Raw genomic sequence first — 20,149 nt, 5'->3', positions numbered from 1 at the left:
CCTTGCCCATCAAGCTCGTGGCCACAGTGGCGGAACTGCACGCGGAAAGCGCCCGGCTCCTGGACGACAAGCAGGGAGTATCCCAGGCCCTGGTGCCCACCATGGGCGCGCTTCACGAGGGCCATGCCGCATTGGCGCGTGCCGCCGTCGCGCAGAACGACGTGGTGGTTGCCACTATCTTCGTCAACCCGCTGCAATTTGGCGATGCAGTGGACCTGGACCGTTACCCGCGGACGCTGGACGCTGATCTTGCACTGCTTGACGCCGAGGGTGTGGACCTGGCTTTCGCGCCTTCGGTGGAGGAGGTTTATCCCGGCGGGGAGCCGCTGGTGCGGATCACGTCCGGACGGCTGGGGGAGAAGTGGGAGGGCGCCTCCCGTCCCGGGCACTTCGACGGCGCCCTCACCGTGGTGGCCAAGCTGCTGCACTACGGCATCCCTGCCGCGGGGCTGCCCGCTTCCGGTCCGGCAGCAGCCGATGCTGCCGGGAACCGGCTGCCGGCCTACCGCGCCTACTTCGGGCAGAAGGATGCCCAGCAGCTGGCACTGGTGCGGCGCATGGTGTCTGACCTGAACTTCCCCGTGGAGATTGTGGGGGTTCCCACCGTCCGGTCCGCCGACGGACTCGCGCTGTCCAGCCGTAACCGTTTCCTGTCCGACGACGAGCGGGAGGCAGCGCTGGTGCTGTCCCGGGCGCTGCGGCTGCTGGAGGAAAGGGCCGCCGCACGGGAACCGCTGGACCTGGAGTCGGCCGTGGACCTGGTGAAGTCCCAGCCGCTGGTGGAGCTGGACTACTTCGACGTGGTGGATCCTGCCACCCTTGAGCCTCTTGCCGAGAACTGCCGCGAGACCCCGTTCCGTGGCGAGGGGCTGGCACTCATCGCCGCCAGGGTGGGTCCGGTACGGCTGATCGACAACGTGCCGCTGAATTCGTGACCGGCACCCCTGAACTCATGACCCGGCGCAGGGGCCATTCCGCCGGCTACAGTCCCGGGTGCTCGCGGTTGGTCATGAGCTGTTCGAGGAGTGCACGCTCAGGGCGGCCAGGGTTCCGGGCCACGCACCGTCGGAGCCTCGCGCGGGAGAGCTCTTCGCCGGGGTCCTTGCTGCAGAGCAGTTCATCAATGATTTCCTGTGCCTGCCACCGGAGGGATTCGATGGCGAACTGCCTGACCTCGGCAGGGGTATCACTGGCCATCCAGGGGTCGGGGTCCGAAGGCACGCTCTGGAACAACCGCTCTGCTGACATCGGGGCCTCCTTGCACCAATCCGAAGTGGCCGGTGTGGCTGGCCTCCACGGTGTCCTTAGCACTGCGTGTAGGAAAAACACTACAGCGGGAAAGACCGGTCTGTCTTCCCCGCGATAGACTGGAATTGCGATGAATCCCGAAGCAGAGTTCACACCGCCTGCCGCTCCTTTGGCGGCAGATGCGGCCATCACTCCTGCCGGTTCTGTGGAGAGGATCCTGGCCGTCGCGTATGAGCTCTTCTCCAGGCGGGGTGTCCGGGATGTGGGGGTCAACGAGCTGATCGACAAGTCCGGCGTGGCCAAGGCGACGTTTTACCGGCACTTCCCGTCAAAGGATTCCCTGGTCCTGGCCTTCCTTGAGCAGCGTGACAAACAGTGGACCGTCAACGCCATCGTTTCGGAGGCCCGCCGCCGCGGCAGCACTCCCGAAGAGCAGTTGCTGGCCATCTTCGACGTGTTTGGGGACTGGTTCCTCCGGGAAGATTTTGAGGCCTGCTCCTTCATCAACGTCCTGCTGGAGATGGGTCCCGCCCATCCGCTGGGCCAGGCCAGTATCGACTACCTGGCCAAGATCCGGGGCCATGTGCAGGTGCTCGCGGAGGAGGGCGGGCTGGTCCGTCCGGAGGAATTCGCCCGGTCCTGGCACATCCTCATGAAGGGCTCCATCATTTCCGCCACCGAGGGTGACATGAAAGCCAACAAGCGCGCGCAGCAGATGGCGGGCTGGCTGATTGAGCACCACCGGCCCGGTTCCTGATTCGCTGTCCGTCGTTCCGCAGGTTTGCGTGGCTTCAGCCGTAGCTGGGTTCTTCGGGCGCGGTCAGGTGTGAAGCAAGGTTGGGACGCCCGAAGCCCGACGGTTAGGGTCCAGCCGCTGAGGGTTAGGTCCTTTTCTGGGTCCGGTGGGAGGACGACGGGCATGGCGTAGAAGTCGTCCCACACGGGGTCGTAGGGTGCGATGTCGTCGGCATCGATGAGGTTGTCGTCATCTGGCTCTTCACATGGGGGATCCAGCTGGTGCGGCGCGGTGTTCAGTTCCTGAACCAGGACGTTGTCTGGCCAGATGGTTGGTTCCCGGTCGGGTTGTTCGGCGGCGTAGTGGCGGCCGGTGGGTGATTTCCAGCCGGGTGGTTCGGCTTCCGTTGCTTGGGTGGGTGTCCATCCGGTGTTGTGTTTGAGGCGGTGGTGTTTTGGGCAGAGTTGTGCCAGGTTGCTGATGCCGGTTTTGCCGCCGTGTTGCCAGGCGGTGAGGTGGTCGGCTTCGTTGTCCAGGGCGTTGTTGTTGCAGCCGGGGAAGGTGCATTTGCCGTCCCGGAGCCGGAGGGCGTGTCTCATTGCTTTGGTGATGCGGTAGCTGGTGCGGCCTATTTCCAGCGGGGCTCCGTCGCGCGGGTCGATGAGGACGCGGGTGAAGGAGTCAGCGCCGTCGGTGAGGAGTTTGCGGGCTATGGACGCGGGTATGGGGCCGTAGCCGTCGAGGATGGCCGGTTCGTCCGTTTGGCCGAACAGGGCGAACACGGGGACGGTGACCAGGACGTCGGCGCGGGGTGTGGGGACTTTCCCGGCTTCGGGGCTGGTTGCGCCAGGGACCGCGGTGTTGGTGCTGGTTCCCGCTTGGTCGGTGCTGTTGTCCTGGTCGCCGGGGTTATTGGTTGCGTCGATGTGATCGTTGGTTCCGAAGCGAGTGTCGTCGGGGATGCCGAGGTCCGCAGTGGGTTCGTCGGACCCGACGAGGGTGGCGAGCCCGAGAAATTCATCAGGGAACTGTTCCCCCGCAACGCGTTGAACCTCATCGCCGGTGTCGGGGTGGCCGCTGCCGTCGCCGGTTGCAGTGGTGCTGCTGCCGGGTTGGCTGCTGCGTTGTCCACCGGCGCCCTCCGTGTCCCCGCTGCGCGCGAGGGTGCTGCCGATGGGCGTGCTGCCGGCTACGGCGTCTGTGGTGGTAGTTATGGCTTGGGCGGGGGTGAGGAGGTGGCGAGTGAACTCGTCAGCTCTGATCTGGGTGAGGGTCCGGGTTTCGTTGGGGCCTTGCAGGCCGCGGGCGATGGCCGTGGTTTTGTTCCAGGCCGCCAACGCGGTGTCGGCGGGGAGGTAGGCGGAGATCCAGGCCATGCCGTCCCGGTCAGGGGTGAATTCGACCCGCCGGTCAACCGCGGATTTGGCGTGGCGTTTTTCGATGGAGTTGGGGTGGTGGCGTTCGCGCCAGGCCCGCACCTTCGACCTCAACCGTGAAGGAACCAGCTGCCCAGCCGGACAGCCCCGGGCAGGATTCGGCGCATCAGGGTCCAGGAAGTGGTCCGCTAACGCCACAGCGCTGGCGTGGTCCAGGTTCTCGGTTTCGTCGGCGATGATCCTGGCGCCCTGCCAAGACAACGCCCCGGAAGACAGATTGCCGTAGACCGAGGGGAGGGAGCAGACCCGCCGGGCCTGGGTGAGGAACGCCCCGGCGGCCCCGGAGCTGATGGTCAGGATCCCGGCGATTTCTTCCACTGCCGATATTTCCGTGTAGGTGCGGTCGTGGGTGGAGGCGTCGAGTGGGGTCGTGGCCTGCTGCAAGTCGAGGCACTGGGCGGCGTCGCGGGCCTTGAGCGCGGCAACCTGCGCCTCGAGCTTGGATTCCAGGCCCAGTCGTTCCAGGCGGAGCTCATAGGCGCGCTGCAAGACGTCTGTCTCTTCATCTACGGAATTTTGCAGCTGCGCGTCTTCAAGGAACAAGGCGTCGAGGGCTGTGACAGAGGCATGAATGGCCGCCATCACCGCTGCCGTGCCTGCGCCGTTTCCCATACCTGAATCATCGCGGGAGGGTACGACATTCTCTGTGCACGCCCGCCCCAGGAGGGAGGCCAAGCCCAGCCAGCCCACCGCCGTAGTTCCCGCTACCCCAGCTGAAGCGTAATAGTCAGCTTGCTTATTACTTTCGGGCTTCCTAGGCTGGTAGCTGTCAGGCAAACAACTCTCGTGGCGGAACTTGGCGCGCCAAAAGCGGGCCTGGGCCGCCTCAAATGAGGAGGAACAATGTCAGAACACAACATTGCAGGCAAGAAGGTTGCATTCCTGTTGACGGACGGCGTGGAGCAGGTTGAACTGACCAGCCCCTGGCAGGCCGTGAAGGACGCCGGCGGACAGCCCACACTCGTGGCCCTCAAGAGCGGCAAGCTGCAGGGCTTCAAGGGCACGGAAAAGGGCGACACCTTTGACGTGGACCTCACTGTTGCCGAGGCTAACGCCTCCGACTTCGACGCCCTGGTCCTGCCGGGCGGCGTGGTCAACGCGGACCACCTCCGCGTGGACAAGGATGCGCAGAGCTTTACCCGGAGCTTCTTTGAGCAACACAAGCCCGTTGCCTCCATCTGCCACGGGCCATGGATGCTCATCGACGCCGGCGTGGTGCGCGGCCGTAACGTCACGTCCTACCACACGCTGGAAACAGACCTGAAGAACGCCGGGGCCAACTGGACTGACCAGGAAGTGGTGGTTGACCAGGGCCTGGTGACGAGCCGCAACCCGGGCGACCTTCCGGCATTCAACAGCAAGCTGGTGGAGGAAGTCTCCGAAGGCCAGCACGCAGGCCAGACGGCCTGACACCTTCTGTTCCCTCAGGGTTTGAAAAAGATCCCGCGCGGAGGAATTACTCCAGCCGGTAGAGTGTTGGCATCTGCAGCGGCCAGGTCCGCGCATCACACTCATTAATCTCCCTGAGGGAACACTCATGTCTACCGAAGTCTCGCCGAACGCCAGCGGCCAGTCCGTCCAATCCGAAGGAATACAGCCCGCCGCGCCGGAGAAGATGTCCCGGGAGTCCGTGACCATCATCAGCACGCTGCTGGTGGCCACGTTCGTGGTCATCCTCAACGAGACCATCATGAACGTCGCCCTCCAGCGGCTCATGGTCGACCTGCAGGTGGATGCCCCCACCGTCCAATGGCTCTCCACTGGGTTCATGCTGACCATGGCAGTGGTCATTCCCACCACCGGCTTCATCCTCCAGAGCCTGTCCACCCGCAAGGTTTTCATGCTTGCCATGGGGCTCTTCGCCGGCGGCACCGCCCTCGCGGCCGTGGCACCCGGATTCGAGATCCTGCTGCTCGCCCGCATTATCCAGGCGGGCGGCACGGCGATCATGCTGCCGCTGCTGATGACCACCATCCTCACGCTGGTGCCGCTGGCGAAGCGCGGCGCAGTTATGGGCAACGTCAGCATCGCCATCTCGGTGGCGCCGGCCATGGGGCCCACTGTTTCAGGCCTGATCCTGGAGCACTTCACCTGGCGCTTCATGTTCGTGTTCGTCCTGCCCGTGGCCCTGGCCGCGCTGGCAATCGGTGCCAAATACCTCACCAACGTTGGCGAAGCCGAGCGGACCAAGCTGGACTTCCTTTCCGTCCTGCTGACCGTTCCCGCGTTCGGCGGACTGGTCTACGGCCTGAGCCAGATCGGCGGCGGCCACGGCGGGCAGGCCGGTCCGGGCGCGGGTGCCATCGCGGCACTGGTGATTGGCGTCGCCAGCCTGGCAGTCTTCGTCCTGCGGCAGGTTCGACTGCAAAAGGCCGAGGCCCCACTGCTGGACCTCCGTGCGTTCAACTTCCGGATGTTCACCGTCTCGGTGCTGCTGATGGTGGTGGCCATGATGGCGTTGTTCGGCGGCGTCATCCTGCTGCCGCTTTACCTTCAGGAAATCCGCGGCCTGGGATCCCTCGAAACGGGCCTCGCGCTGCTCCCGGGCGGCCTCGCGATGGGCCTGCTGGGCCCGGTCATCGGCCGGCTCTTCGACAAGGTGGGCCCGCTGCCGCTCACCGTCACCGGTTCCATCCTGATGGTTCTCACCTTGTGGCAGTTTTCAATGCTCGACGCCGGCACGGCAGTCTGGTGGATTGTCACCCTGCATGTGGGGCTGAGTTTCGGGCTGGCACTGCTGTTCACTCCCGCGTTCACCACCGGCCTGAACCCGCTCCCGCCGCACCTGTACTCGCACGGTTCTGCGATCATGAGCACCACGCAGCAGGTGGCCGGTGCGGCCGGGACGGCGCTGCTGGTATCCATCTTCGCGGTGGTGTCGGCGACGTCGGGCCTCGTCGCCGGGATGAGCGCCGCCTTCCTGACGGCAACCGTCATAGCCTTTGCCGCCGTCGTGCTTTCGGCGATGATGCGCAAGACGGAAGGCGTAACCGCAGGACACGGCGCAGGGCACTGACTGGCAAGCAAATGAAATAGCCCTTGCACCCCTCGGGGGTGCAAGGGCTTTTTTGCTTTGTTACCCGGCGTAGAACTCCGCCAGCTCCTTGACGAGGACGTCCGGTGCCTTGATGGCGCCGTCGTGTCCATACCCGGGAAGGATGGTGTAGCTGGAACCGGAGAGGACGTCGTGGATCTGGCCGCACGCCACTCCGAAGTAGGCCGGGCTCTTCTCGCCCACCACGATCAGGGTTTCCAGCGGCAACGCCAGGAAAGGTTCGGCCGGCATGTCCGCGGCGATGATCGCCTTGATTTCGCGGACGCCGGTGCGCATCAGTTCGCGCTGCTGCTTGCCCTCGGATGTGCCGGCGGTCAGTTTGTTGGCCAAGGTCAGCATGGACAGCGGCATCCTGGACGAGAACGGCCCGCCTTCTTCGAGCCCGCGCTGGATCACGGCGAGGGCGCGGTCGTCATCACCGGCGGCAGCCGCGGCCTCATATTCAGCGATCCACTCCGCCTTGACGGAATGGTTGACGGAGACGGCGGGGTCGTACACGGCGAGCCGCTCCACCGGCAGGGTCCGCGCCGCGTGAAGGGCCACGGCGCCGCCGAAGCTGTGGCCGAAGACATCCGTGCTGGACGTGTGTTTCATGACGGTGTCCAGGTCGCGGATGTCCACATCCAGCGTGTAATCCTCCGGCTGGGGCGACGACGATCCCCGGCCGCGGCGGTTGAATGTGTGCACCGGGCGGCCCAGGGCTGCGCTGAGCTTCTGTGCGAACTTGGTGTAGTCGGCCGCGGTGACCATGGAGGGCGGGATGACTACTACGCCCGAACCGGCGGAAGCAAGTTCCGCGCCGGTGGAGAAGAGCTCCAGAGTGCCGCCGTCGGGGGTCCTGATGTTCTCACGCGTCATGGTCCGAGCCTAGCCGAGCAAGCTGGGCGTCAGCATCACGCCGCCCGGATGCTGCTCAGGAGAAACGCGCGGTGCCTTGTGAGTTTTTGTCCAGATACGGTGAGTTCCAAGCCGTCGAAGTCGCCATATCTGGACAAAAACTACGGGGGTGGGCTCACCCTTTGAAGTACGCCGAGATGTCCGCCACCAGTTCGTTGACCGCCGCCGGGATCGAGCCGTGGAAACCTTTGGGGGAGAGCTCGTAGGTGCTCCCCGGAACGGCAGCGTGCAGCCGCTCCGCCGTGACCTTGTAGTAGCTGGGGCTCTTGCCGCCCGCCATGAAATGGGTATTGGCGGGCAGCACGCTGAAGTCCCTGGCATGGTCGGCCTCCTTGTAGGCGGCCCGCAGTTCGCCCACGCCGCTGGGCATCACCTCACGGAACATCCTGTTGACCTTGGTCCGTGAGAGCAACGCCATCAGCCCGGCAAGGACGGGTTCCGGGATACGGGCCAGGGCCGACCCCGGGGATGTCGCCTTCTTCATGTGCGCCAGGGCGTGGCCCACCCTGCCGTTGTTGACCGCGTCCTCAAACCCGTCCAGCCAGGCGGTATCGATGCTGCCGTCGATGTTCACGGCTGCGTCGTACACGGCGAGCTTGTCCGGGACATGCGGGCTTCCGGTGAACTCCTGGACCGCGTTCAAGGCCACGGAGCCACCCAGGCTGTGGCCCAGGATGTTCCTGGCACCCGTGGCCTCAAGGACCGAGCGGACGTCGGCGATCTCGGTGCCCATGCTGTAATCGGCCGGCTGTTCGGAGGAACGGCCGCGTCCCCGGCGGTCGTACACGTCCACTGCCCAGCCCTCACCCAGGCCCTTGGCGAGGGCGATGGAGAACGGCCGGTAGATCAGGGCCGTCAGGAACGCTCCACCGATCAGCACCACCCGGCGTTCCCCCGGGGCACCCACCGTGCCGTAGCTGTACAAGGCCAGGCGGCCGCCGTCGTGTGTTGGAAGGAACCGTTCTTTCACCCGCCCCATCCTAGGCGGGAGCGGGCGCGCGAAGTCCCGGTAAACTTGATGACTGTGACTTCCCAAAACACCCCCGCCCCCAAGAACGCCCCCGAGCCCCTCGACGCCAGCGAGCAGATGCGGATCCGCATGGAGAAGCGCGCCAAACTGATCGAGCGCGGCACGGAGGCCTATCCGGTGGGAGTGGAGCGGACGCATTCGCTCGCCGAGATCCGGGAAAAGTACGCCCACCTCGAGGCGGACGACACCACCGGAGACATCGTTGGCGTCACCGGCCGCGTGGTGTTCATCCGCAACACCGGCAAGCTTTGCTTCGCAACCCTCCAGGAGGGTGGCACCGACGGCAAGGGAACCCGCCTCCAGGCCATGCTCAGCCTGGCCAGCATCGGGGAGGAAGCGCTCGCCGACTGGAAGGCCCTGGTGGACCTTGGTGACCACGTGTTCATCAAGGGCGAGGTCATCTCCTCCCGCCGCGGCGAGCTCTCCATCATGGCCGACTCCTGGGCCATGGCCTCCAAGGCGCTGCGCCCGCTGCCGGTGCTGCACGCCGAACTGAATGAGGAAACCCGTGTCCGGCAGCGCTACGTGGACCTGATGGTCCGCGACGAAGCGCGCGAGATGGTGTACACCCGCGCTGCCATCACCCGCTCCATCCGCGAAACGCTGTTCCGCCACAACTACGTGGAAGTCGAAACCCCCATCCTTAACCTGGTCCACGGCGGCGCACTGGCCCGTCCGTTCGAGACGCACATGAACGCGTTCGACCAGAAGATGACCCTGCGAATCGCCACCGAACTGTACCTGAAGCGGGCCGTGGTGGGCGGCATCGACCGCGTCTACGACATGGGCCGCGTGTTCCGGAACGAGGGCGTGGACTCCACCCACAGCCCCGAATTCACCACCCTTGAGTGCTATGAGGCGTGGGCTGACCAGTTCGTCATGGCGGAGCGCATCAAGGAGATCATCCTGGACGCCGCTGACGCCGTGGGCGCCGGCCGCACCATCCAGACCGAGGCCGGCGAGATCAACCTCGACGGCGAGTGGGCCTGGCTTGCCGTTTACCCGGGGCTGTCCGACGCCGTCGGGCAGGAAGTCACTCCGGACACCCCGCTTGAGGTGCTTCGCGAAGTGGCGGAAAAGCACGAGGTCAAGGTGGACCCCAAGTGGGACGCCGAAAAGCTGGCCGTGGAGCTCTTCGGCGAAATCGTGGAACCCACCCTGCTGAACCCCACGTTTGTCTACGACTACCCGCCCTCCGCCCAGCCGCTGGCACGCCCGCACCGCAAGGACGGCCGGCTCATCGAAGCCTGGGACCTGATCATCGGCGGCATGGAACGCGGCACGGCCTTCTCCGAACTGATCGACCCCGTCATCCAGCGCGAGCGGCTCACGGAGCAGTCCCGCCACGCCGCCGCCGGCGATGACGAGGCCATGCAGCTGGACGAGGACTTCCTGCGGGCGCTGGAGTACGGCGCACCGCCCATGGGCGGCATCGGGCTGGGCATTGACCGCCTGGTGATGCTGTTCACCGGCGCAGGCATCCGGGAGACCATCCTCTTCCCCCTGCTAAAGCCCGAAGGCCAGTAGGAATGGAATATGTAGCCGTCCTCTTGCCCTCCGTAGTGGTGGGCCTCCTTTTCTGGTTTGCCATGAAGGCGATTTTCAATGCCGACAAATCAGAGCGGCAGGCGGAAGCCCGTGCCCAGGCCGAGGCCGACGCGCGGGCGGCAGAGTCCGCCGAACGCCGGCAGACCGACGAGCCGCCGTCCGGCCAGCCGAACCCCGAAGCCAAATAAAAACCCCTAATCTTCTGCGGTTATCCCCATGGAACCATTAGGCGCTTTGACGCGTTGCCATAAAGAGAGTCATACTTTTTAGGGAAACATCCTGCTTTTCTGAAAAACCACCCTTTCCAAGAGGAAGACGTTAAATGGCACAGAAAGTAAACATCATCCTCGTTGATGATCTGGATGGGGGATCCGCAGACGAGAATGTGAAGTTCGGCCTTGACGGGACGAACTACGAGATTGACCTTTCGGCGGCCAATGCCGCTGAACTCCGGTCTTCGCTGGAGCGCTTTATAGCTGCTGCACGGAAGGCATCGGGAGGCCGCACCGCCGCCCGCACGCCCAAGGCTCCGGCCGGCGGCCGCAGCAATGATTCAGCCCAGATTAGGCAGTGGGCCCGGGATAACGGGTACACCGTAAACAGCCGGGGCCGAATTCAGGCGGAAATCCAGGAAGCCTACCAAAAGGCAAATTCCTAGCAGCAGCCAGGATCTGGTTAAACCCTGCTTCCCCTCACCGGGAAGCAGGGTTTTTTCTGTTTCCGCGCACAAAAAAGAGGAGGGGTCCGGTGGCGCCCTCGGTGCAATTTACCGGTGCAGCCTGCATAGGGATGCTGCAGTACTTTTAAAAGTTCGGCGCCACCTTCGCCAACGGGCTCTTTAACAGGAGGCGGAGGCCCGTTTTCCGGCCTGTCCCCGGTGGCCGGGATGGGCCGGGAGGGAACGCCTGCGGGATATTCCCGAACTGTGCGGGTTTCCCCTGTGGCGAACACGCTCCACAAGTCCGGGCCCGCCACGTAGCATCAAAGTACGTCGTAGCTAGGAGTGTGGCGAAATGTTTGAGCGATTTACGGACCGTGCCCGTCGCGTAGTTGTGCTTGCCCAAGAAGAGGCACGCATGCTGAACCACAATTACATCGGTACCGAACACATCCTCTTGGGTCTGATCCATGAGGGTGAGGGCGTTGCCGCCAAAGCTCTTGAGTCCTTGAGCATTTCGCTCGACGGCGTCCGCGAGCAGGTGCAGGAGATCATCGGGCAGGGCCAGCAGGCGCCGTCCGGGCACATCCCCTTCACTCCCCGTGCCAAGAAGGTACTGGAGCTCTCGCTGCGCGAGGCACTCCAGCTGGGCCATAACTACATCGGCACCGAGCACATCCTGCTCGGCCTCATCCGCGAGGGTGAGGGCGTTGCCGCCCAGGTGCTGGTGAAGCTGGGTGCCGACCTCAACCGCGTGCGCCAGCAGGTCATCCAGCTCCTCTCCGGCTACCAGGGCAAGGAAAGCACCGGCGCCGGCGTCGGGTCGGGCCAGCCCGAAGGTGCTCCCGCCGGTTCCGTTGTCCTGGACCAGTTCGGCCGCAACCTGACCCAGGCTGCCCGCGAGAACAAGCTGGACCCGGTAATCGGTCGCGAGCAGGAGATGGAACGCGTCATGCAGGTCCTCTCCCGCCGCACCAAGAACAACCCCGTGCTCATCGGCGAACCCGGGGTCGGCAAGACCGCCGTCGTCGAAGGCCTTGCCCAGGCGATTGTCCGCGGCGACGTCCCGGAGACCATCAAGGACAAGCAGCTGTACACCCTGGACCTCGGTTCCCTGGTGGCAGGCTCCCGTTACCGTGGTGACTTCGAAGAGCGCCTGAAGAAGGTCCTCAAGGAGATCCGCACCCGCGGCGACATCATCCTGTTCATCGACGAAATCCACACCCTGGTTGGTGCCGGTGCCGCCGAAGGCGCCATCGATGCTGCGTCCATCCTGAAGCCCATGCTGGCCCGCGGTGAGCTGCAGACCATCGGTGCCACCACGCTGGACGAGTACCGCAAGCACATCGAGAAGGACGCCGCGCTGGAGCGCCGCTTCCAGCCGATCCAGGTCAAGGAACCCTCCGTGGCGCACGCCATCGAGATCCTCAAGGGCCTGCGTGACCGCTACGAGGCACACCACCGCGTCACCATCACCGACGGCGCCCTGGCCTCTGCCGCCAGCCTCGCCGAACGCTACATCTCGGACCGCTTCCTCCCGGACAAGGCGATCGACCTGATCGACGAGGCAGGCGCACGGCTGCGCATCCGCCGCATGACCGCTCCGCCGGAGCTTAAGGCCATGGACGAGCGCATCGCCAAGCTGAAGATGGAGAAGGAATCCGCCATCGACGCGCAGGACTTCGAAGGCGCAGCTTCGCTCCGCGACAAGGAGCAAAAGATGATCGCCGAGCGTTCCGAGAAGGAACGCCACTGGAAGTCCGGCGGCATGGATGACATCTCCGAGGTGGACGAGGACCTCATCGCAGAGGTGCTGGCCAACTCCACGGGCATCCCCGTCTTCAAGCTGACCGAGGAAGAGTCCTCGCGCCTGCTGAAGATGGAAGAGGAACTGCACAAGCGCGTCGTCGGCCAGGACGAGGCCATCAAGGCACTGTCCCAGGCCATCCGCCGCACCCGTGCAGGGCTCAAGGACCCCAAGCGCCCCGGTGGCTCGTTCATCTTCGCCGGCCCCACCGGCGTCGGCAAGACCGAGCTGGCCAAGGCACTCGCGGAGTTCCTGTTCGGTGAAGAGGACGCCCTCATCACGCTGGATATGTCCGAGTACTCGGAGAAGCACACCGTCTCGCGGCTGTTCGGTGCCCCTCCGGGCTACGTCGGCTACGAAGAGGGCGGGCAGCTGACCGAGAAGGTCCGCCGCCGTCCGTTCTCCGTGGTGCTGTTCGACGAAGTTGAGAAGGCCCACGCTGACCTCTTCAACTCGCTCCTGCAGATCCTGGAAGACGGCCGCCTGACCGACTCCCAGGGCCGGGTGGTGGACTTCAAGAACACCGTGATCATCATGACCACCAACCTGGGTACCCGGGACATCTCCAAGAGCGTTGCCACCGGCTTCCAGTCCGGCACCGACACGCAGACCGGCTACAACCGGATGCGTGCCCGCGTGACCGAGGAACTCAAGCAGCACTTCCGCCCCGAGTTCCTGAACCGCGTGGATGACGTAGTGGTGTTCCCGCAGCTCACCCAGGACGAGATCATCGAGATCGTGGACATGTTCGTCACCCGCCTGGAGAAGCGCCTCAAGGACAAGGACATGGGCATCGAGCTCACCAAGGCCGCCAAGGTGCTCCTGGCAACCCGTGGCTACGACCCCGCAATGGGTGCCCGGCCGCTGCGCCGCACCATCCAGCGCGAGATCGAGGACCAGCTCTCCGAGAAGATCCTCTTCGGCGACATCCACGCCGGCGACATCGTGGTGGTGGACGTGGAAGGCGAAGGCGACGACGCCAAGTTCACGTTCGCCGGCAACGCCAAGCCGCGCATCCCGGAGATCGCTCCGAGCGTCTAACTCCATCTCCACAAAAGCCCCGCCGCTCCGAAAGGAGCCGGCGGGGCTTTTGCATCCCTCCCGCACGGCATGGCGAAACGGCCCCCGGTACTGTGATGCGGGGCACAAAACGTGTTGAATCTGAGGCATGGCTATTTTGAACCCGGCGATCCCGGGCGATCAACCACAGACCCCTTTCCACGACCTCGACCACTACCTGTCCATCCCCCGGGTCAGCGGGCTTACCCTGAGCCCCGACGGATCCCGCCTTGTCACAACCGTCAGCACCCTGAACGGCAAAGGCACCGAGTTCGCCACTGCGCTGTGGGAGCTGGATCCGGCCGGTCACCGGCACGCGCGGCGCATCACCCGCAGCGCCAAGGGCGAGGCCGGCGCCGCCTTCGCCGCGAACGGCGACGTCTACTTCACCTCCGCGCGGCCCGACCCGGACAGCCCGGATGAGGATCCTGTCAATGCCCTCTGGCTGCTTCCTGCCGACGGCGGTGAAGCGCGGGTGGTCCTCAACCGGCCCGGCGGCGTCGCCGGGGTGTTGACGGCCAGGGACGCGGACGCCGCCTTCGTGACCGCCGAGGTCCTGGCCGGCTCCGCCGACGAGGAAGACGACGCCCGGCGCCGCAAAGCCCGCAAGGACAACAAGGTCTCGGCCATCCTGCACAGTGAATATCCCGTGAGGTTCTGGGATGCCGACCTTGGGCCCGGGCAGCCGCGGATCTTCGCCGTCGAACCGGGAGAGGACAGCGGGCCGGGCAAGCCGACTACGGTGGATGCGTCCGCACCGCTGGCCCTGCGGAACCTGACACCCGGCGCCGGGAACCGGCTGCGGGAGGCGGAGACGGTTGCCAGCCCGGACGGCAGGACAATCTACACGAGCATGACCAAGCCACTCGCCCGCGCGGACAGCCGGTCCGTCCTGGTGGCCGTGGACGTGGCGTCCGGCGGCATGACTGTGGTTCTGGATCATGAAGGCATGAGCTACTTTCCCGGCCCCGTCAGCCCCGACGGCAGGACGCTGGTGGTGGTCAGCGAGAGCGACTCCACGCCGCGCCGGGCGCCGGAGGTCAAGCTTCACCTGCTGGACGTCTCGAACCCCGCCGATGGGGCCGCGGACCTGCGGCCCTTGGCCCACGACTGGGACCGCTGGGCCAAGCCGGCTGCCTGGCTGCCGGACGGTTCAGCCATCCTGGCCACGGCAGACGACGACGGCGCGTCGCCCCTTTTCCGGATCAGCCTTCCGGCGTCTGCCGCTGAAGTGAGCGTCTCCCGGGTGACGCAGGACGCGGCGGCCTATACCGACGTCGTGGTTTCACCGGACGGGCGCGCTGCCTACGCGTTGCGCAGCTCCTATGCCTTTCCTCCCGAAGCGGTACGCATCGAGCTGGCAACAGGGGAAACCACGCGGCTGCCGGCACCCGCGGAAAGGCCCGCGTGTCCGGGAAGCCTGCAGCGCATCGCGGCCACGGCCCGGGACGGGTCGCGGGTCCCCGCCTACCTTGCCCTGCCGGAGGAAGCCTCGGCCGGCAGCCCGGCCCCGCTGCTCCTCTGGATCCACGGCGGGCCGCTGGCATCGTGGAACGCGTGGACGTGGCGCTGGAACCCGTGGCTCCTAACCGCCCGCGGCTATGCGGTGCTGCTGCCGGACCCCGCCCTGTCCACCGGCTACGGCCAGGCCTACATCCAGCGGGGATGGGGCGCCTGGGGGAAAGCACCCTTTACTGATCTCATGGTCGTGACGGACGCCGCCGTCGAGCGGCCGGACATTGACGCCTCACGGACGGCTGCCATGGGCGGCTCCTTCGGCGGCTACATGGCCAACTGGGTGGCCGGCCAAACGGACAGGTTCGACGCCATCGTCACCCATGCCAGCCTGTGGGCCCTGGACCAGTTCGGCCCCACCACGGACGCCTCCCAGTACTGGCTGAAGGAAATGACGGAAGAGATGGCATTGGAGAACTCTCCGCACCTCCATGTAGAGAAAATCAGCACGCCCATGCTGGTCATCCACGGGGACAAGGACTACCGGGTGCCCATCGGGGAAGGCCTGAGGCTTTGGTACGAGCTGCTCTCCAAATCCCAGCTGGCCGCCGACGCCGACGGCCAGACCGCCCACCGGTTCCTGTATTTCCCTGATGAGAACCACTGGGTCCTCCAGCCGCAGCACGCCAAAGTCTGGTACCAGGTTGTGGAATCGTTCCTGGCCAAAAACGTCCTGGGCAAGGAGGTTGCGCTCCCGCCGGAGCTGGGACTTTAGCCACAGTGTGCCGCGCGTTCCTCTGGCCAGGGCGCGCGGCCGCCGGCGTCATTTGCCGCTTGCTGCTCCTTCGTCGCTTTGACGCAAGCTACACAAATGGCCCCGGCGCGCGCTTGTACTTCATGTCCCGTTGGCAACGCCCCGGGACACCTAGGTCGTCGTGAGCATCTATTTACCGACGGGACGCTTTCGGCCGTATTTGACGTGGAAGTAGGCGTAGCAGGCCGCTACGAATGGGACTCCGAAGTAGAGGGCCGTGGCTTGGGTGGGGTCGAAGCCGATGCCGATCAGCGAGATCACACACAGCAGGAACGCGGTGATGGGCAGCAGCGGGAACAGCGGCGCCCTGTACCCGAGGTCAGCGTGCCGGCCTCCTGCGCGCAGGAATGCCCGGCGGTGGAAAAAGTGTGACGCCGTGATGGACATCCACACGCCCACTGTCGCGAAACCGGCAATGGACACCAGGACCAGGTACACCGTGGTGGGTGCCATCACGCTGCTGACCAGCGAGGCAAGGCCGCCCAGCATGCTGACGCACAGGGCGAGCATCGGGATGCCCCTCTTGGTCAGCCTGCCCAGCGCTTTCGGTGCATGTCCCTCGTCAGCGAGTGAGAAGAGCATGCGGGCGCAGGAGAACAGGCCGCAGTTGCCCGCCGACAGAAGCGCCGTGATGATGACGAAGTTCATGATGTCGGCGGCGTAGGGGATGCCCAGCTGCGAGAAGACGACGACGAAGGGGCTGACCTCGAGCGACGTCTCCTCGTACGGGACGGTGCAGGCGATCACGGTGATCGCGCCAACGAAGAAGATCAGGAGCCGGATCACGGTGGTCCGCATCGCCTTTGGGATGTTGACGGCGGGATTGGCTGTTTCTCCGGCGGCCACGCCAATAAGCTCCGACCCGGAAAAAGCGTAGAAGACCGCAAGCGTGGTTATCAATACGCCGGTAATTCCGTTGGGGAACAGGCCCTGGGGTGTGTTGAGGTTCTCGCCCAGCAACGGGTAGCCGTCCTCGGCCAGCGGATGGAAGCCGAGCAGAGCCGCGCCGCCCAGGACGATCAGTCCGATTACTGCGGCGACCTTGATCAGGGCAAACCAGAACTCAGATTCGCCAAAGACGCGGGAGGAAACGGCGTTCAACGTGAACAGGACGGCGGCGAAAACCAGGCACCAGACCCACACATCAACCTGCGGAAACCAGCGCTGCATCAACAACCCGGCGGCGGTGAACTCCGAGCCAAGCGCTACCGCCCAGCACAACCAGTAAAGCCACGCCGTAGCAAACCCGGTGGCCGGGCCGATGGCCCTGGCGGCGTAGATATGGAAGGCGCCGGACACCGGGTAGGCCACGGCCAGTTCACCCAGGCACGCCATCACCATGTAAACGACGGCGGCCCCGATGAGATAAGCGATAATCGCGCCGAGCGGGCCGGCCTGGGCGATGGTGTAGCCGGAGCTGAGGAAAAGCCCGGAGCCGATGACACCTCCCATCGCAATCATCACGAGGTGCCGGGCCTCCATGGAGCGCCGAAGTCCCCGCTGTCCTTCTTCCTCGGTAATGCTGTCTGACAGGGTTGGGGAGCCTAAAGCCATTTTTCCTCCGGGACGGGCGACGTTGCCCATAGGGTGACGGGGGTAACAGTCGAAACACTGCTGGGTGGCGCTTCACCTGCGCAAACGCAGCCGGCCCGCATCTTGGAAGTCTGCGGAGTCGCCCCGGTTTTGCGCGTCCGAGCATAAGCATTGCTGTTACTACCCCTGATTATGAAGCTCCTGATCTGTGGCTCTGGCGTGAGGGCAGGTTCCAGGCTGCGGGACTGACTTAGCGCCGCCCTTGAGCGCGGGCGAACTAGGATTGGCCTGTGACCGACTCCTTCCATATCCGCCCTGCCCGTACGAGTGATGTGTCCGCCATCAAGAAGCTGGTGGCGCCGCTGGCAGACCAGCGGATCCTGATGGCAAAGGAAACGGTGGCCTACTACGAAAGCCTCCAGGAGTTCAGGATCGCGGAGTCCAGCGAAGGCGAGGTCATCGGCTGCGGGGCGTTGCATGTCATGTGGGAGGACCTGGCTGAAGTGCGCACGCTGGCCGCCTCCGAGGACTGGCGCGGCAGGGGAGTGGGTCACGTGCTCGTGGAGAGCCTGCTCGACGAAGCCCGCGCCCTGGGCGTGGCCCGGGTCTTCTGCCTCACCTTTGAGGTGGACTTCTTCAAGCGGCACGGTTTCGAAGTCATGGCGGACCAGTCCGCCGTGGATCCCGAGGTCTACTCGGAGCTCCTGCGATCCCACGACGAGGGCGTCGCCGAGTTCCTGGACCTGGCGCGGGTCAAGCCCAACACCCTCGGTAACACCCGCATGATCCGCTTCCTTTAGGAGGCATGTCCCGGCCGTTTCCATACGGCCAAAACCGAACTGCAGCTCCTTGTCCGCGGGCTGGTTTATGCCCCCGGCGACGCTTCCTTTGAATCGGAAACCGCCGCCTTCAATCTGGCCACCCGGCATACGCCGGACCTGGTCCTGGCCGCAGTCGACGCCGACGACGTCGCGGCTGCGGTCAAGTGGGCTTCCGCCCGTGACATGTCCCTTTCCGTGCAGTCCACCGGACATGGCGCCGCCACTGCCATCACCGGAGGGCTCCTGATCAGCATCCGCCACATGCTTGAGTTGTCCATCGACCCCGATGAGCACACGGCCCGAGTCGGTGCAGGCGTGCGCTGGCGCGATGTCCTCCGTGCTGCCGCCCCGTTCGGCCTACGGGCCTGCACGGCTCCACCACCGACGTCGGGGTGGTGGGCTACACCCTCGGCGGCGGACTGCCGCTTCTGGGCCGAAAGTACGGCTTTGCGTCCGACCATGCCATCGCCTTCGACCTGGTCACCCCTGACGGCAGGCTGCGGCGCGTTGATGCCCGCAGCGAGCCGCGGCTGTTCTCGCTTCTCCGGGGCGGCAAGGGCAACTTCGGCATAGTGACCGCCATGGAGTTCACCCTATTCCCGGCCGGAGAACTTTATGCGGGCGGCATTTTCTACGCTGGCGCCCACGCCAGGGAAGTCCTGGCCGGTTTCCGCGGCAGGACGCAGGGCCTGCCTCCGGAGGCGTCCGCCTCGCTGGCATTCCTGCGGTTGCCCGAGCTGGAAGAAGTGCCGGGCTTCCTGCGCGGACAGTTCGTCATGCACCTGCGGTTCGCGTGGCAGGGGGAAGAGGAAGAGGGAGCGGCCGTCCTTGCCAATGACCGCCGCTCGATGTACTGCCGCCCCCGGCCTTGGTTTTACTCGATTTGATGGATAAACTGAGCGGGCCGGGATGGGCGCCCGGCAAAGGGACAGTCATTGGGGGCTGTCCCTTTGCCGCATTCGCCTCCCACCAGCGGAAACCTACCGTTCCGGCGTGCCCCGGTAGTAGGGTCGAAAAGACACCCTTCAGCAGCACAGCCGGGAGCCGCCGTGAAGAAACTCATCAACGACCCCAAGTCTGTGGTTGACGAATCCGTCCAGGGCTTTGGCCTGGCCCACGCAGACCTTGTCGCGGTTAGCACGGATCCCACGTTCATCAGGCGCCTGGACGCTCCGGTCAGCGGAAAAGTGGCCATCGTGTCCGGCGGGGGAAGCGGCCACGAGCCCCTGCATGCCGGGTTCGTGGGGAAAGGGATGCTCGACGCCGCCGTACCGGGAGCGGTGTTCACCTCGCCCACGCCGGACCAGATCCTGCCCGCAACCCTCGCTGTGGACTCGGGCGCCGGCGTCGTGCATATCGTAAAGAACTACACCGGGGACGTCCTCAACTTCGAGACGGCGGCGGAACTTGCGGAGGCGGAAGGCATCAGCATCCGCACCGTCCTGGTCAACGACGACGTTGCTGTTGAGGACTCCCTGTACACCGCAGGACGACGCGGTGTGGGCGGGACTGTGCTGGTGGAAAAAATCGCCGGTGCGGCCGCCGAACGCGGCTACGGCCTGGACGCGGTGGCAGCGATAGCCTCGCGCGTCAATGCCAATGTCCGCAGCATGGGGGTTGCCCTCTCCGCCTGCACTGTCCCCCACGCCGGTACGTCCAGCTTCAACCTGGGCGAGGACGAGGTGGAAATCGGCATTGGAATCCATGGCGAGCCGGGCCGCCACCGCATCCCGCTGGAAAGCGCGGACGGCATTACGGACAGGCTGCTGGAACCAATCCTTTCGGACCTCGGTATCAGCGGGGGCGACAGGGTACTGCTCTTTGTCAACGGAATGGGCGGCACCCCGCTGAGTGAGCTGTACATCGTCTACCGCCGTGCCGCGCAGGTCCTCGCGGACAGGGGTGCCGGGGTTGAGCGCTCGCTGGTGGGCAACTACATCACGGCCCTGGAGATGCAGGGCTGTTCCATCTCCGTCCTCCGACTGGACGACGAACTGACGGAACTGTGGGATGCGCCCGTCCATACCGCAGCCCTCCGGTGGGGTGCGTAGC

General features: G+C 65.2%; 16 protein-coding genes and 2 pseudogenes. 13 read left to right on the top strand and 5 right to left on the bottom strand.

Going from position 1 to position 20,149, the window contains the following annotated elements:
- The first annotated feature begins 2 nt into the window (after nt 1–2).
- The gene (locus tag AC5RT3_RS12295; RefSeq protein ID WP_494011878.1) at nt 3–935 is read left to right on the top strand and encodes a 4-phosphopantoate--beta-alanine ligase; all 933 of its coding nucleotides are present in this window, start codon (nt 3–5) and stop codon (nt 933–935) included.
- A 46-nt stretch (nt 936–981) separates the two neighbouring features.
- Here AC5RT3_RS12295 and AC5RT3_RS12290 read toward each other — a convergent pair whose 3' ends face one another.
- Nucleotides 982–1,248 (bottom strand): hypothetical protein, encoded by a 267-nt coding sequence (locus AC5RT3_RS12290; protein ID WP_494011877.1) that lies wholly within the window; start codon nt 1,246–1,248, stop codon nt 982–984.
- A gap of 130 nt (nt 1,249–1,378) precedes the next feature.
- On the opposite strand from AC5RT3_RS12290, the gene AC5RT3_RS12285 reads away from it, so the two are divergent.
- On the top strand, nt 1,379–2,005 hold the full coding sequence (locus tag AC5RT3_RS12285; RefSeq protein ID WP_494124307.1) for a TetR/AcrR family transcriptional regulator: 627 nt from the start codon (nt 1,379–1,381) through the stop codon (nt 2,003–2,005).
- Nucleotides 2,006–2,142: 137 nt separating this feature from the next.
- Here the strand turns inward: AC5RT3_RS12285 and AC5RT3_RS12280 are convergent.
- Nucleotides 2,143–4,032, bottom strand: a pseudogene (locus AC5RT3_RS12280) (HNH endonuclease signature motif containing protein); the annotation flags it as partial.
- Between the two features lie 231 nt (nt 4,033–4,263).
- Here AC5RT3_RS12280 and AC5RT3_RS12275 point away from each other — a divergent pair.
- Together AC5RT3_RS12275 and AC5RT3_RS12270 are read left to right on the top strand one after the other, a co-directional pair.
- A complete protein-coding gene (locus tag AC5RT3_RS12275) occupies nt 4,264–4,830 on the top strand; it encodes a type 1 glutamine amidotransferase domain-containing protein (RefSeq protein ID WP_494011874.1) in 567 nt (188 codons plus the stop codon).
- Nucleotides 4,831–4,957: 127 nt separating this feature from the next.
- Nucleotides 4,958–6,436 (top strand): DHA2 family efflux MFS transporter permease subunit, encoded by a 1,479-nt coding sequence (locus tag AC5RT3_RS12270; protein WP_494011873.1) that lies wholly within the window; start codon nt 4,958–4,960, stop codon nt 6,434–6,436.
- A 60-nt stretch (nt 6,437–6,496) separates the two neighbouring features.
- Here the strand turns inward: AC5RT3_RS12270 and AC5RT3_RS12265 are convergent, their stop codons facing one another.
- Nucleotides 6,497–7,333 (bottom strand): alpha/beta fold hydrolase, encoded by an 837-nt coding sequence (locus AC5RT3_RS12265; protein WP_494011872.1) that lies wholly within the window; start codon nt 7,331–7,333, stop codon nt 6,497–6,499.
- Nucleotides 7,334–7,487: 154 nt separating this feature from the next.
- Nucleotides 7,488–8,342, bottom strand: a complete 855-nt coding sequence (locus tag AC5RT3_RS12260; protein WP_494124306.1) for an alpha/beta fold hydrolase — start codon at nt 8,340–8,342, stop codon at nt 7,488–7,490.
- Nucleotides 8,343–8,390: 48 nt separating this feature from the next.
- On the opposite strand from AC5RT3_RS12260, the gene lysS reads away from it, so the two are divergent.
- From lysS to AC5RT3_RS12235, 5 genes are all read left to right on the top strand, one after another.
- Complete coding sequence (gene lysS, locus AC5RT3_RS12255; protein WP_494124305.1) at nt 8,391–9,929, top strand: lysine--tRNA ligase; 1,539 nt, start codon at nt 8,391–8,393, stop codon at nt 9,927–9,929.
- A 2-nt stretch (nt 9,930–9,931) separates the two neighbouring features.
- Complete coding sequence (locus tag AC5RT3_RS12250; RefSeq protein WP_494011869.1) at nt 9,932–10,138, top strand: hypothetical protein; 207 nt, start codon at nt 9,932–9,934, stop codon at nt 10,136–10,138.
- A 134-nt stretch (nt 10,139–10,272) separates the two neighbouring features.
- Nucleotides 10,273–10,608: a histone-like nucleoid-structuring protein Lsr2 gene (locus AC5RT3_RS12245; protein ID WP_494011868.1), complete on the top strand. Its 336-nt coding sequence runs from the start codon at nt 10,273–10,275 to the stop codon at nt 10,606–10,608.
- 355 nt (nt 10,609–10,963) lie between these two features.
- Entirely contained in the window at nt 10,964–13,456 is a 2,493-nt protein-coding gene (locus AC5RT3_RS12240) for an ATP-dependent Clp protease ATP-binding subunit (RefSeq protein ID WP_494011867.1), read from the top strand.
- 127 nt (nt 13,457–13,583) lie between these two features.
- Nucleotides 13,584–15,704, top strand: coding sequence for a S9 family peptidase (locus tag AC5RT3_RS12235; RefSeq protein ID WP_494124304.1), 2,121 nt, complete (start codon nt 13,584–13,586; stop codon nt 15,702–15,704).
- A 168-nt stretch (nt 15,705–15,872) separates the two neighbouring features.
- On the opposite strand, the gene AC5RT3_RS12230 is transcribed toward AC5RT3_RS12235, so the two are convergent.
- Nucleotides 15,873–17,297, bottom strand: coding sequence for an amino acid permease (locus tag AC5RT3_RS12230; protein ID WP_494124303.1), 1,425 nt, complete (start codon nt 17,295–17,297; stop codon nt 15,873–15,875).
- Between the two features lie 269 nt (nt 17,298–17,566).
- Between AC5RT3_RS12230 and AC5RT3_RS12225 the strand changes: the two genes are divergently transcribed.
- The 4 genes and pseudogenes from AC5RT3_RS12225 to dhaK all read left to right on the top strand — a co-directional run bounded on the left by AC5RT3_RS12225 (nt 17,567) and on the right by dhaK (nt 20,148).
- Nucleotides 17,567–18,076: an amino-acid N-acetyltransferase gene (locus AC5RT3_RS12225; RefSeq protein ID WP_494011864.1), complete on the top strand. Its 510-nt coding sequence runs from the start codon at nt 17,567–17,569 to the stop codon at nt 18,074–18,076.
- Nucleotides 18,077–18,115: 39 nt separating this feature from the next.
- Nucleotides 18,116–18,406, top strand: a pseudogene (locus AC5RT3_RS12220) (FAD-binding protein); the annotation flags it as partial.
- A gap of 86 nt (nt 18,407–18,492) precedes the next feature.
- The gene (locus tag AC5RT3_RS12215; protein WP_494124302.1) at nt 18,493–18,984 is read left to right on the top strand and encodes a hypothetical protein; all 492 of its coding nucleotides are present in this window, start codon (nt 18,493–18,495) and stop codon (nt 18,982–18,984) included.
- 162 nt (nt 18,985–19,146) lie between these two features.
- Nucleotides 19,147–20,148, top strand: coding sequence for a dihydroxyacetone kinase subunit DhaK (gene dhaK / locus AC5RT3_RS12210; RefSeq protein ID WP_494124301.1), 1,002 nt, complete (start codon nt 19,147–19,149; stop codon nt 20,146–20,148).
- Nucleotide 20,149 lies beyond the last annotated feature (1 nt).

This window comes from Arthrobacter sp. Y3221159 (assembly GCF_059089885.1).
This window is presented reverse-complemented; position numbering and strand designations above follow the sequence as displayed.

Excerpts from the sequence above, each read along its gene's own strand:
- AC5RT3_RS12290 (WP_494011877.1), bottom strand. The coding sequence starts at position 1,248 with ATGTCAGCAGAGCGGTTGTTCCAGAGCGTGCCTTCGGACCCCGACCCC.
- AC5RT3_RS12285 (WP_494124307.1), top strand. The coding sequence starts at position 1,379 with ATGAATCCCGAAGCAGAGTTCACACCGCCTGCCGCTCCTTTGGCGGCA.
- AC5RT3_RS12275 (WP_494011874.1), top strand. The coding sequence starts at position 4,264 with ATGTCAGAACACAACATTGCAGGCAAGAAGGTTGCATTCCTGTTGACG.
- AC5RT3_RS12270 (WP_494011873.1), top strand. The coding sequence starts at position 4,958 with ATGTCTACCGAAGTCTCGCCGAACGCCAGCGGCCAGTCCGTCCAATCC.
- AC5RT3_RS12265 (WP_494011872.1), bottom strand. The coding sequence starts at position 7,333 with ATGACGCGTGAGAACATCAGGACCCCCGACGGCGGCACTCTGGAGCTC.
- lysS (WP_494124305.1), top strand. The coding sequence starts at position 8,391 with ATGACTGTGACTTCCCAAAACACCCCCGCCCCCAAGAACGCCCCCGAG.
- AC5RT3_RS12250 (WP_494011869.1), top strand. The coding sequence starts at position 9,932 with ATGGAATATGTAGCCGTCCTCTTGCCCTCCGTAGTGGTGGGCCTCCTT.
- AC5RT3_RS12245 (WP_494011868.1), top strand. The coding sequence starts at position 10,273 with ATGGCACAGAAAGTAAACATCATCCTCGTTGATGATCTGGATGGGGGA.
- AC5RT3_RS12240 (WP_494011867.1), top strand. The coding sequence starts at position 10,964 with ATGTTTGAGCGATTTACGGACCGTGCCCGTCGCGTAGTTGTGCTTGCC.
- AC5RT3_RS12235 (WP_494124304.1), top strand. The coding sequence starts at position 13,584 with ATGGCTATTTTGAACCCGGCGATCCCGGGCGATCAACCACAGACCCCT.
- AC5RT3_RS12230 (WP_494124303.1), bottom strand. The coding sequence starts at position 17,297 with ATGGCTTTAGGCTCCCCAACCCTGTCAGACAGCATTACCGAGGAAGAA.